The organism is Streptomyces sp. SID13031 (assembly GCF_010548305.1).
Lineage (GTDB): Bacteria > Actinomycetota > Actinomycetes > Propionibacteriales > Kribbellaceae > Kribbella.
The window spans coordinates 1-12,298 of sequence record NZ_JAAGLV010000042.1; the positions used below are offsets into that span (position 1 = coordinate 1).

Consider the following 12,298-nt stretch of genomic DNA (forward strand, 5'->3'; position numbering starts at 1 on the left):
CGTAACCGAAACCCCCGCATCCACCAACCGCAACAACGCATCACCGTGACACTCAAAGTCCTCCACAAACGACATGGCCGCCGCAACTCCTCAAATCAAGGTGTTGCGACGACCATGAGAACCCGCCCTGTGGCTGGGGGCATCAGTTGGTTTGGTGCGAGGTCAGCTGACCTTCACGATCCTTTGCGGGCTGAGGGCCTGGGCGTGGTCTGCGTCTGCGGTGAAGAGGACGCGGTACGCGAAGGAGCCTCGGGCCGCCGGCTTGATGCCGAAGGCGTAGGCGCCGGTGGCGCTCAGCTTGACCGACGCGATGTTCTTCCACGTCTTGGCCGAATAGAACTGCAGGTAGACGAGCTTGCCGGAGTGCGCCGGAGCGACGTAACCGGAGAGCCTGGTCGTCTTGCCCAGTTTGATGGCGGTCGGGGACAACACCGATGAGATGGTCGGTGCGACGGCGACGTTGAGGTCGGCCGTCCGGGTGCCCATCAGGTCGGCGTTGCCCACGAAGACCATCGTGTAGACCGATGACGTGGACGGCTTGAGCGCGTAGCTGACCGCGCCGGTCGAGCTCGTCTTCAAGGTGGCGATCAGCTTCAGCGCCGACACGTTCTTGGCCCGGCCGTACAGCTGCACCGGAAGATCCGCGAACGCCTTGTTGTCGATCCGCAGCACGCTGCCCTTGAGCGTGATCGTGCCGCCGTAGTTGATCGCCGTCGCGGTCGTCGCGATCCCCGACTTGACCCCGCTCACGGCCTCCGCCGAGATCGGGCTGACCTTGCCGCCCTTGTCCTTCACCCAGCCGGCGAACGTGTACGTCGTCGCCGCCGCGAGGCCGGTCACCTTGACCGACGACCCGGTGCCTGAGTAGACGAGCGTCCCGGTGTTGAGCGCCGGTGCCTTGCCACCCACGTTCTTGCGGATGATGACCTGGTCGAGATCCGGGATCGCCGGGATCGTCCAGGCCACGTTCGCGGCCAGGTAGGCCCCGCTCGCGGTGAACGTCGTCAGCTTCGCCGGCGCCAGATCGACCGTGCTGAAGACCGACTGCAGCGAGGCCAGATCGCCCACGCCCTGGATCTCGAGCTTGTACGGCGTGGCCTCGGCCAGCGGAGCATCCGGGGTGACGGTCGCGGTGAACGTCGCCGCGTTGTAGCTGACCGTGGCGGGGACGACCGCACCGGTCTTGCCATGCACGATCCGGACCGTCTGATCGTTCACGGTCCCCTCGTTGACCGCGGAGGGAAAGGTGACCGTCGGGGTGGTCGCCGAGGTCGCGGTCGACGAGTTGGTCGCCGGCGTGAGGTCCATCGCCGGGTACGTGTCGAGGATGCTTCCGGTACCGCCCGGACCACCCTCGGTGACCGAGACGGTGTACTGGCGGCTGTCGTACGAGCCGTTGTTGTTGCGGACCGCGATGTACGTCGGACCGGCGAAAGCACTGACGTCGGCCGCCGCGGTCAGCGGACCCCAGATCGGCTGCTCGGTGACCGGGTCGATCTCCGGGAACGCGTTCACGGCGTGCCCGAGCAGCTTCAGGCCCGCGTCGTAGACGCTGACCTCCGGTCCGATGTTCGCCCAGTTCCCGTTCCGCTCGTCGAAGGACGGGCCGGTCACCGAGACGTGCAGGTTGCGCGCCGCCGCGGAGTCGATCGAGTACCAGTCGACGTCGCCCTCGGTGTTGATCAGGCCGCTGGTGCCGGCCGTCGAGATCTTGGTCGCCCGGGACGGCTGGTCGTTGCCGTCAGCGGCGCCGCCGGCGAAGTCGGTCGTGGTCTTGCCACCAAGGGCCGCGTACGCGTCCACGATGCCGGCACCGTAGTACTGGTCGAAGCCACGCGGACCGGCGTCACGCGCCAGCACCTTGAGGCGCTGGGCGACCTGGGCCGGGGTGAACGCGGGCCATTTGTTGCGGATCATGGCCGCGAGCCCGGTGACCAGCGGCGCCGAGCACGAAGTACCGGTGCAGTACCAGTACGGCAGGTAGCCGGGCTTTGTGAGCTGGCGCGGACCGGTGCTGAGCAGGCTGATGCCCGGCGCCGCGACGTCGACCCAGTTGCCGAACGAGCTGAAGTCGGCCAGCTTGCCGCGCTCGTCGGTGGCCGCGACCGCGATCACCTCGGGGTAGGACGCCGGGTACTGCGTGATCGAGCTGCCGTCGTTGCCGGCCGCAACCACCACGACGACGCCGTTGTCCACCACGGCGCGCCTGATCGCGTCCTGCAGGAGCGGGTCGTGCTCGGAGCTGCCCAGTGACATGTTGACCACCCGGGCGCCGTGCGCGACGGCCCAGTCCAGGCCCTCGATGATGTCGGCGTCGTAGCCCCAGCCTTCGGAGTTGAGCACCTTGACCGGCATCGCCTTCGCCGACCAGGCGCTACCCGCCATACCGATCGCGTTGTTGGCGGACGCGGCGATCAGGCCGAGCGTCATCGTGCCGTGGCCCTGGTCGTCGATCGGCCCGCGCGTCGGCGAGACCGCGTTGTAGCCGGTGACCAGGTGGCCGGCCAGATCCGGGTGACCGGCGTCGACGCCGGTGTCGAGAACCGCGACGATCTGGTTGCCGGAGGACTTCGAGAGGTCCCAGGCCTGCGGCAGCCGGATCGTGCTGGCGAAGATCGACTGGTCCTCGCCGTAGAACTCGTCGTTCGGGATGGAGGAGGTGTGCCGGGTGTAGTTCAGCGAGGCCAGCTCGACCGTCGGGTCGGCCTTGACCTTCTTCAGCAGTTCGGTCGCGGGCAGGTCACCGGTGACCTTGACGGTCTTGGCCGAGACCGAGTCGTCGGTCTTTCCCTTGAACCGCGACAGCGCCGACTGACGGGCGACCTTGCTCGCGGAAGGCTTGAACTTCACCACGACCGAGTTCGGGTCGTACTTCGGCGCGGTGGTCTTACCGGACTTGAACGGCGGCGTGTATGGGCCAGGCTCGGCAGCCGAGCTGGCGGAACCGGTCAGAGTTACCAGGCCTGCTGCGATCAGCGCGGCCGGGATTCCCAGACTCAGGAGATGGGCAGGACGGAAGGACACAGGACCCCCCCAAGGGTCTCAGAAGTGACAATGAGCCGGAGTATTGCAGAGGTACGGACCAGAACTCGGGCCGGATCCATGTCAATAGCTGCAATGAGGTTTAGGCCACAGGCCTTAGGCGCAGAGCGAGGACGACGCCACCCAGGGTGATGGCGCCGAAAATCAGCGCCAGCCCGGGATATCCGCCGAGTCCGAGGCCCGCACCGCCCAGAGCCGCGCCCAGGAAGGTGCCCATGCTCATTCCGGCCGCGTTGACGCTCAGGGCAGAACCGCGGAGATCGCCACTGCGGCGTACCAGCAGGGTCGTGACACACGCCGCGACCGTGGCGTGGGCGGCTCCCATCAGAGAGGTCAGCAGGAGTGTGATCGGGAGGCTTGGGGCGAAGTAGAAGGCCGAGACCGCCAACAGGGCAGCCAAAAGCCCCAGGACCAGAGTCCTCTCGGGGCTGAGCGCGGTGCGGTCCGTGGCGAGGTAGCGGCCGGCGAAGAGGTTGCCGAGGAAGAAGGATGCGCCGCTGAGGGACCAGACGAGCGCGAACCAGCCGGGCGCCAGGTCGAACTTCTCGTCGTAGAACGCTGCCAGATAGGCGAGATAGCCCATGAAGGCAGCCGTCCTCAGCATCGCTATGCCAAGGAGTGGCAGTGCACCGGGGATACGAGCCAACGCCCGGTACGTCGCCAGGTAGCTCGTCCGTTGAGTGCTTCGGAGCGGAGCCTTCCGACCCCAGCCGCGCCAGAAGAAGGCGGCCGAGAGCGCCAGCGAGATGACCGAGGCGGCCAGGAGATTGCCTCGCCAACCCCAGAACAGACCCGGGACTGCGAGCACCGGCGCAGCGAGCATCGCCATCATCGAAGTTGTCGCAGAGACCAACGTGGCAGCCCGCCCGGCGGCGGCCGGTGTGTTGAAGCGGTCTGCTGCCGCGGCGCCGATCGACGGGCCGAGGATCGAGGTCGAAGCGCCGATCAGCAGGCAGAAAGTGGCCAGTGCGAAGACGTTGCCGATGGCACCCAAAGCGGCTGAGATGCCCAGCAGCGCAAGTCCACCGGCGGCGACGAGCTCTCTGGCCAGGCGGTCGATGAGCGGCGCCAGGGCGAAACCGACGATGAGGGCTGCGAGGCCTCCGAGTCCTCGCAGTCCACCGATCTCGGCGACGCTCCCGTCCGCTGCCGCTGCGATCGGCACCAGGTACATGCCGAAAACGGTGAACGGGATCAGGCTGACGGTCGAGGCCAGCAAGAACGGCCACAGCCGCTTGGCCATCCGCCAGTCGCCCGGCACTTCTCCTGTCCTGCGGACTTCAGTGGTACTCACGGGGTCTGGGATCCGTTCTGGCGATAGCGGTAGAGGGAGGTCGGGCGCGCACTGAACTGGGAGAACGGGAAGGGCTCCGCGGACAGTGCGGTGACGCCGGAGCCGAGGAAGGCTCGGGCCACGGCGCTTCCGGTCTGAGCATAGATGGCCAGCGGCTTCGATTGCTGTAGGCAACGACTGAGCAGAGCATCGAAACTCCCGTTGCTCAAGGTCATTCCGGTCGCCACCACGGCATCGGCGGCGTCGATAACCTGCGTCATGTCGCGGGAAACCGGCAGCCCGGAAGCGGTCTCCCGAAGGTTGAAGTCGCAGGGCAGACAGCTGCCACCCAAGGCCGTGATCGCGTCGACCAGCGGGTTCACGACGCCGATCAACGCGACCTTCGTGCCCTCGGCAACCTCCAGCAGGCCGGCCACCGCCGCATCCCGGGCCCGGGCGCGCACGTCCGGAGTGCCGGCGGGAAGGACGACCTCTTCGGCCTGGGCTGACAAGTGGTGCGGCTCGACGGCGCCCAGGTAGGCATCCAGGGCGGCGATGCGGACAGGTAAGGGGCCGTCGGCAAGCAGGTCGGAGAGAGGCAGGCCGGAAGTGTCGGCGCAGTACGACGGGTCCAGCTCGCCGGCCTCGAAGGCGCAGGCGCCGAAGACCTCGCCGACCCGCAGAAGCACGTAGTAGTTGCGATACGTGACGTCAGCGCCGGGCAGCCGCGTCGTGTTGTGGAGCCAGAATGCGCTGGTGACGCTCATCGAAGCGGGGTCGGGCCCGTGGTCCCCGGCGAGAACGGCAGCAGTGAGTGCGGCGACGGATGAGGTCATGGCAGATCCCCCAGCATTTCGGCGTCATAGGTCAGGGCGGACAACTCAGGACGTCCGGCAGGCTGGAAGCAGTACAGCAACGACCTGCGATCAGTGGCGGTCCGGTTCGGCGCGGACCGATGCACCATCAACCCCGGGAACATCAGCACTGACCCGGCCGGCGCCGTCACGGTCACCGCACGGGAATCGTCCACCGCCAGCGGATCGACGAGCAGCCCGGTCGGCTCCAGCGGATCACGGCGCGCCGGACCATCGAGCTGGCTCCCCGGAATCAGCGTCATCGCGCCATTGGCGACCGTGTTGTCATCCAGCATCACGATCGCCGTCGCGATCTCGTACGCCGCGTCGCCGGCGCAGCAGTACCAGTACGGGAAGTCCTGGTGCCAGGCGAACTCCGACCCCACCCCGGCCCGCTTGAAGTTCAGTTTGGACACGAACGGCCCGACCTCCGCACCGATCAACTCCGACATCGGCGAGGTCAACCGTGGCTCGGTCCACAACGTCGCCAGCGCGGGATGCAGGTGAGCCACCGGCGCCAGACTGCGCACCGCCTTACCGGGAGCATCCGGCTCCCAGTGGATCGTCGTCCCGCGGATCTCCTCCAGCCGGTGCCCGTCCGGCCAGACCGTCACGTCCGTCTCACCGGACTCCGCGGCCGTGACCACCTCGGCGTGCACCTGCTCGGCCGCGTCCCGCAGCCGGCCGACTTCCGTTGCCGTGAACAACTCCGGCAATACCAGGTACCCGGTGGTCATGGTCGGTACTTTAATGCGACGGCGTCGCAGATGGGAACTCGCTGCGCTTGGCCCAGGCCGACCGGGGCGGTGGGGTGGGGGTCGGCGACGACACAGATTCGCGCCGGTCCCAGGACATCGCCGACCACGGCACCGCGAGGTCTTCCAGCGAATCGATCTCGCGCGGCCGCATCGTGTTCATCGGGCGCGCCTCGGCGTACCGGGAAAAGGCCGACTCGACGTACCGGGTGCCGGTGTCGGCGGCGAGGAAGACGTGCGTGCGGCTGCTGTCGCAGTTGTGTTCCCACAATGCGGACAGGTACGCCGCTCCAGCGGACAGCCCAGCGAAGACCCCGCAGGTCCGCAGCAGGTCCACCGCGGCCGACATCGCGTAGTCGAACGACACCCAGTGCAGCCGGTCGTACAGCTCGTGCCGCACGTTCCGGAACTCGATCGAGCTGCCGATCCCGGCGATGATCATCTCCGGGTCCTGGGTATGCCCGGCGCCGAAGGTGATGCTCCCGAACGGCTGCACGCCGACCAGGTTCACGTCCCGTCCCCGATCCCGCAGGTACGCCGCGATCGCGCCGGTCGAGGCGCCCGTACCGACTCCCCCGACCAGACACAGCGGCCCGGCCGGCACCAGCTCGGCGACGAGATCGGCGATCGCGCCGTACCCGAGGTAGTGGATGTCGTCGTGGTACTGCTGCATCCAGTGGTACGTCGGGTTGTCGCGCAGGATCTCGCCGATCCGGCGGACCCGGAGGTTCTGGTCCAGCTGCAGGTTGTTCGACGACGGCACCTGCTCGACCGTCGCGCCGAGGATCTCCAGCTGGATCTTCAAGGTCCGGTCGACCGTCGTGGAGCCGACGATGTGGCACTTCATCCCGTACCGGTGACAGGCGAGCGCCAGCGCATGAGCGTAGATCCCGCTGGAGCTGTCGATCAGCGTGTCTCCCGGCTCGACCGCCCCCGTCTCCAGCAGATGCCGAACGGCGCCCAGCGCGGAGTACACCTTCATCGTCTCGAACCGCAGGCAGATCAGGTCGTCGCCTGAACCGGCGGCGACGCGGATCGGGTCCGGATCCTTGATCGCCTCCGCCAGGTGATCGTGGAGTTGCTTCATCGGTGCGGGTCGCTCCTCGTGTCGGCACTACAGGTCAGCACGGGCGGAGGCTCAGGGGGTTCGTGCCCGACCCGGGCGGCCCTCACCAGCCGCTGGGTCAGTTCGGTGGTCGGCTCGTTCATCACCGTTGCCGGTGGCCCCTGCTCGACGACCCGGCCGGCGTCGAGCACCAGCACGTGATCGGAGACCGAGGCGACGAGTCCGAGGTCGTGGCTGATCCACACCAGGGCGGTGCCCTGGGCCTTCAGCTCGTTGAGGAGTTCGACGACGAGCCCAGTGCCCTGCTCGTCGAGTGCGGTGGTGATCTCGTCACATACCAGTACGTCCGGACGCGCGAGTAACGCCCTGGCCAGAGCGGCTCGCTGGAGCTCTCCCCCGGACAGCCGGCTCGGCGGTCTCGCCGCCACCATCGCGGAGACGCCAAGCCTGGCAAGGATTGCGACCGCTTCCGCCTTCGCTTCTCGTGGCGCAAGGCCTCGCAAGCGTTCAGCGGTGCGGGCGACCTGTTCGTCGACCAGGCGGCGTTCGTCGAAGGAGCCGCGAACTTCCTGCCAGACGTACTGGACGCGACGGGTCTGCTCGAGCGTGCGCTTCCGTAGGACGGGGAGGTCTTCGCCGGCCAGGGTGATGCGGCCGGTCTGGCGTTCGTGCAGGCCGGCCAGGCAGCGCGCGAGGGTCGTCTTGCCACTGCCGGACCGGCCGACGACGCCGACGCAGCCGCCAGGTAGCACGGCGAGATCGACCTCCTGCAGGATCGGATCGCGGCCGCGGGTACGCAGCGACGCGGAGACGTTCATTGCTTGGAGCAACGGCTCGCCCGTACTGCGGGTTCCCGGCGCGGCAGGCGGCTGTGTTGCGGTTGGAAGAACATGGCCGGCCACCCGGCCCGCGTCCAGGACGACGACTCGATGAGCGAGCGCACGGACCAGGTCGAGATCGTGACTGAGCAACAAGATGCCGAGCCCGGCGTCGGCGAGATCCTTCAGTTCGCCGACCAACTGGAGCCGGGTGATCGAGTCGAGGCCGGTGCTCGGCTCATCCAGGACGAGCACCTTGGGACGGCAGGTGAGCGCTTGGGCGAGAGCGATCCGCTGCCGCTGGCCCCCGGAGAACTGATGTGGGAACCGCAGCAAGGTCGCTCGATCAGCCGGAAGCTGAGCAGCCCGCAGAGCCTCCGGTACGACGTCCGATGCGCCGGGATGATGAAGTTTGGCCAACTCGGTCAGCCCGGCGCCGATCCGCCGGGCCGGATTGAGCGCACTCCCGGGGTGCTGCGGCATGTAGGCGACGACCCGGCCGCGGACGCCCGCTGCAGCCTGGGTGACGCCGTTGCCATCAACAACCAGCAAGCCGTCGACCTCCACCGAACCGCTCAGCGTCACACCATTGCCGTGCTCGCCAAGCAGGGCGAGAGCAGAGGTCGTCTTGCCAGACCCCGAGGCGCCGACCAGAGCCGTCACCTGACCAGGCCAAACCTCGAAGTCGACCCCATCCACCAAGATGGCCCCGTCCGCCACGGCTGCCAACGCGGCGACTCTGACGAGAGCGCGCTCCCCCTCGACCACGCTCTGCCCGCTCGCCGCACCGCCCCGGTCTGCCCTGCTCGCCGCACCACCGCGGTCCGCCCCGCTCGCCGCTCCTGCGCGGGCGGCCCGCCTCTCTCCCCTCACGCTTTCGCCTCGGCGAGGCGCCTGGTCCGGTGGACCAGCCGGTCGGCCAGCAGGTTGAAGCCGAGAGTGAAGGAAACCAGCAGGAGAGCTGGGGCGACTACCGCCCACGGCTGCAGCAACAGTCCTTCTCGATTGCGGGAGATGCTGACCGCCCAGTCGGGGGCGGTCGGGCTCAACCCCAGGCCGAGGAAGTTGACCGAGGCAACCAGGAAGACGGCGAGCGTGATCCGGGTACCGATGTCGGCGGCAACAGGTCCGAGCACAGCGCGACCGACGTACCCGAGATGGATGCCGACCCAACTCTCCCGTTGCATCCGCAGCGCCTCGACCACCGGACCGCTCGCCGCATCGAGCGCCGCCGCGCGGACGAGCCTGGCGACGGTCGGAACGTTGACCATGGCAACCGCCAGCGTGATCGCGAGCGGCGATGCCCGCCAGCCGACGGCGACCACGCTGATCACCAGCAGCGAGGGCAGCGGCAGCAGTACGTCGAGCGGCCGGATCAACGTCTCGTCGACCCACCGATGCCGGGTCGATGCCGCGACCAGGCCGATCAGCCCGCCGATGAGGTAGGCCATGACCACCGCGCCGAGAGCCATCCCGAGCGCCGTCCGTCCACCGATGAGCAGCAGGCTGAGCACGTCGCGACCGAGCCCGTCGGTGCCGAGTAGACCGGCCGATTCGTACGGCAGCCCGGGTTTTGGGTCGATCGCGACGAGCGGGCCGAGAAGCGCCACCAGCAAGGGGGTGAGTACCAGCAACGCGGAGATGGCGAGCGGAGTACGGGCTCTCATCTCAACAGCTCCGTCCGCGGTACGAGGCGATTGCAGACGAGGTCGGCGCCGAGGTTGATCAGCAGCGCGGCCACCGCGAGCACCAACGTCAGCCCTTGCACGACAGGAACGTCACGCGTCTCGACCCCATCGACCAGCGCAGTCGCGAACCCGGGAATCGCGAAGATCGCCTCGACCACCAGCACCCCGCCCAGCAAGGTGTCCCCGGTCCGGGCCAGCTCCTGTACGCCGGGCACTGCCGCGTTGGGCAGCACATGCCTGAGCAGCAGCCGTCGCCGGGGAACCCCGAGACGCCGAGCCTGCACGACGTACTCCGCGTGCAACGCATTGATCGTGCCCGCTCGCACTTGCCGAGACAGCAGGCAAACTGTGCGACCGAGCAGCACCGCCACCGGCAGCACGAGCAGCACCGGGCTGGCCAGCAACGAACCACCGACCCAGGTCGCCGGGAGCCAGCCGAGCTTCAAGGAGAACAACGCGACCAGCACCACGGCGATCACGAAGTCGGGGATCGCGCTCAGCGCCAGCGTGACGGAGGTGATCGTCCGGTCGAGCCGGCCGTTCTCGCGGGTGCCCATCAAGATGCCGAGGGCAACCGCCAGCGGGACGACGACGGCCAGCGTGGCGAGCGTGAGCACCAGCGTCGCGCCGACCGAGGCCTTCACAATGTCGAGCACTGGCCCGCCACTGATCAGCGAAGTACCGAGGTCTCCGGTCAGTACGTTGCCGAACCAGTGCGTGAACCGCTCGAGCGCGGGCTGGTCCAGGCCGAGCTGCGCGCGCATCCGGGCGACCTGGTCAGGCGTCAGCGTCTCGGTGAAGCGCATGTCAGCGGCATCGCCGGGCAGCAACGCGGTGAGGACGAAGACGAGGATCGAGAGCACAGCCAGCTGGACGATCGCCAATGCAGCCCGCTGGGCGGCATACGACCGCATTCAGGCCAGCCACACCTTGTCGAACCGGCCCGAGTCCAAGGTGTTCGGCGGCACCGCCTGGACCCCCTGCACCTTCGCCGAGACGGCGACGAGGAAGTCCGGATGGCCCCAGGCGAGGATGCCACCGGAGTCCCGCAGCGTCTTCTGCAGTTCCCCGTACTTCGCCGCGCGCGCCGGCTCGTCGGTCTGCACCTGCGCGGCGGCGAACGCGGCGTCGAAGTCCGGCTTGCGCCAGTGCGTCACGTTGAACGGCGACTTCGACAGCAGCCGATCGGTGATGTACTGCGGGATCGGCATCGCGCCCGAGCGGTGACTGCCGATCGCGCCCTTGGTGAGCAGGTCTTTGGCGTAGGTCTGGGCGCTGCCAGTGGTCACCTTGAGCTTCACGCCCGCCTCGCCGACCTGCTCCGCGAACAGCGTCGCCGCCTCGACGAATCCGGCCGAGGCGTCGGAGGTGAAGATCTCGACCTCCTTGTTCAGCAGGCCGGCCTTCTTGAGCAGCGCCTTCGCCTCCTCGACGTTGCGTTCGCGCTGCGGCAGACCAGCCGGGTAGTACTGGAAGCCCTTGCCGAAAAGGTCGTTGCCGACAGCCCCTCTTCCGGCGAGCACCACGTCCACCAACCGTTGCCGGTCGGCGAGCAGCTTGAAGGCCAGCCGGACATCGGGGTTGTCGAAGGGCGGCTGGTCGACCTTCATCACGAAGGCCTGCGTCGTACTGCCCTTGGCGGCGACGATCTTGACCGTCTTGCCCGCCTCGGTGGTCCGGGCGAAGGTCGCGGTCATCTCGTTCGCGTACTCCGCTTGGCCACCCTGCAACGCGTTGGCGCGCGCCTCCGTGTCGGCGGACAGGATCTGGAGCTCCTCGAGCTTCGCCGCGCCGTCCCAGTAGTCGTCGTACCGGCTGGCCACCAGTGCGCGGCCGGCCTCGAAGGAGACGAACCTGAAGGCCCCTGTACCGACCGGCTTGGCCGGGTCCTTGAAGCCGTCACGGACGATCTGCGTGCCGATGCCGGCCAGCAGGGCGGGGAACTCGGCGTTCGGCGCGGTCAGGACCAGCTCGACGGTGTTCTTGTCGATCGCCTTGCAGCGCTTGAGATCGAGCGAGGCGAGCGAGGACTGAGCCACTCGCTCGGGGGTGTTCGGGTCGGCGATCCGGGCCAGGCTGTAGAGCACGTCCTCACTCGTCAGCTTCTTGCCGTCGTGGAAGGTCGCGTCCCGCAGGGTGAACCGCCAGGTCGCGGCTTGCGCGTCCGGCTCCCACTTCTGCGCCAGGCGTGGCAACGGTTTCAGGTCCGGGCCGAGCTCGACGAGCTTCTCGTAGATCGCCTTGTGCCGGGCGATGTCGACGAACAGGCTCTGCACGTGCGGGTCGAGAACCTCCTTGGCGCCACCACCGGCGAAGACCGCCCGCAACCGCCCGCCCGCCTGCGGCTGCCCGGCGGCGTCACTCGTCCCACCGGACCCGCAACCGGTCAGCGCGACCAGCCCCAGACCACCGGCCAGGCCGAGAAATCCCCGTCTGTTCAGAGCATCGGACATCCGCATTTCCTTCACGGTGAGGGGGCTCCGACGAGGAGTGGTCGTCGGGTCGAATCCTGCCGTTAATGAAAATAGTTGTCAAATTCAGGCGCATCTGAACGGACCCCCACCATTCTTCCGCCAGACCCGTTCCCCCCGTCGCCCGTAACGGCGTGTCACCGCCGCCAACCTCCGAGTACTCGCAGTCACCCACCCCCGCCCACCCCTCCCGGCACCTCTTGGGGGGTTAACCCCAACGCCGTTCGGTTAGGCAGCGGAGTGTGTGGTCAAGTCGGTGTTGCGGCTGGTGATAGGAGTGCAGCCCTTGTAGATGTGGTCCGGTCCTCCAAGACTGGTCCAACTCCACAAG

General features: G+C 68.0%; 9 protein-coding genes. All 9 read right to left on the reverse strand.

Annotation, left to right across the window (positions count from 1 at the left end; all coding sequences use genetic code 11):
• Nucleotides 1–162 precede the first annotated feature (162 nt).
• The 9 genes from G3I17_RS39035 to G3I17_RS39075 all read right to left on the reverse strand — a co-directional run bounded on the left by G3I17_RS39035 (nt 163) and on the right by G3I17_RS39075 (nt 11,949).
• Nucleotides 163–3,024, reverse strand: a complete 2,862-nt coding sequence (locus tag G3I17_RS39035) for a S8 family serine peptidase (protein WP_164604444.1) — start codon at nt 3,022–3,024, stop codon at nt 163–165.
• Nucleotides 3,025–3,124: 100 nt separating this feature from the next.
• Nucleotides 3,125–4,336 carry an MFS transporter gene (locus tag G3I17_RS39040; RefSeq protein ID WP_343238564.1) on the reverse strand — a complete coding sequence of 404 codons (1,212 nt, stop codon included), beginning with the start codon at nt 4,334–4,336 and terminating at the stop codon, nt 3,125–3,127.
• Nucleotides 4,333–5,151 (reverse strand): DUF364 domain-containing protein, encoded by an 819-nt coding sequence (locus G3I17_RS39045; protein ID WP_164604446.1) that lies wholly within the window; start codon nt 5,149–5,151, stop codon nt 4,333–4,335. Before G3I17_RS39045 ends, G3I17_RS39040 begins: the two co-directional genes overlap by 4 nt.
• On the reverse strand, nt 5,148–5,906 hold the full coding sequence (locus G3I17_RS39050; protein ID WP_164604447.1) for a phytanoyl-CoA dioxygenase family protein: 759 nt from the start codon (nt 5,904–5,906) through the stop codon (nt 5,148–5,150). Before G3I17_RS39050 ends, G3I17_RS39045 begins: the two co-directional genes overlap by 4 nt.
• 10 nt (nt 5,907–5,916) lie before the next feature.
• On the reverse strand, nt 5,917–7,011 hold the full coding sequence (locus G3I17_RS39055; RefSeq protein ID WP_164604449.1) for a pyridoxal-phosphate dependent enzyme: 1,095 nt from the start codon (nt 7,009–7,011) through the stop codon (nt 5,917–5,919).
• Nucleotides 7,008–8,681, reverse strand: coding sequence for an ATP-binding cassette domain-containing protein (locus G3I17_RS39060; RefSeq protein WP_343238565.1), 1,674 nt, complete (start codon nt 8,679–8,681; stop codon nt 7,008–7,010). Before G3I17_RS39060 ends, G3I17_RS39055 begins: the two co-directional genes overlap by 4 nt.
• A complete protein-coding gene (locus tag G3I17_RS39065; protein ID WP_164604451.1) occupies nt 8,678–9,475 on the reverse strand; it encodes an ABC transporter permease subunit in 798 nt (265 codons plus the stop codon). Before G3I17_RS39065 ends, G3I17_RS39060 begins: the two co-directional genes overlap by 4 nt.
• On the reverse strand, nt 9,472–10,410 hold the full coding sequence (locus G3I17_RS39070) for an ABC transporter permease (protein WP_164604453.1): 939 nt from the start codon (nt 10,408–10,410) through the stop codon (nt 9,472–9,474). Before G3I17_RS39070 ends, G3I17_RS39065 begins: the two co-directional genes overlap by 4 nt.
• Nucleotides 10,411–11,949, reverse strand: coding sequence for an ABC transporter substrate-binding protein (locus G3I17_RS39075; protein WP_164604455.1), 1,539 nt, complete (start codon nt 11,947–11,949; stop codon nt 10,411–10,413).
• Nucleotides 11,950–12,298: the final 349 nt, after the last annotated feature.

What these genes read in the sequence shown, in the direction of transcription:
- G3I17_RS39070 (WP_164604453.1), bottom strand. Translation starts at nt 10,410, where the DNA reads ATGCGGTCGTATGCCGCCCAGCGGGCTGCATTGGCGATCGTCCAGCTG.
- G3I17_RS39045 (WP_164604446.1), bottom strand. Translation starts at nt 5,151, where the DNA reads ATGACCTCATCCGTCGCCGCACTCACTGCTGCCGTTCTCGCCGGGGAC.
- G3I17_RS39050 (WP_164604447.1), bottom strand. Translation starts at nt 5,906, where the DNA reads ATGACCACCGGGTACCTGGTATTGCCGGAGTTGTTCACGGCAACGGAA.
- G3I17_RS39075 (WP_164604455.1), bottom strand. Translation starts at nt 11,949, where the DNA reads ATGTCCGATGCTCTGAACAGACGGGGATTTCTCGGCCTGGCCGGTGGT.
- G3I17_RS39065 (WP_164604451.1), bottom strand. Translation starts at nt 9,475, where the DNA reads ATGAGAGCCCGTACTCCGCTCGCCATCTCCGCGTTGCTGGTACTCACC.
- G3I17_RS39055 (WP_164604449.1), bottom strand. Translation starts at nt 7,011, where the DNA reads ATGAAGCAACTCCACGATCACCTGGCGGAGGCGATCAAGGATCCGGAC.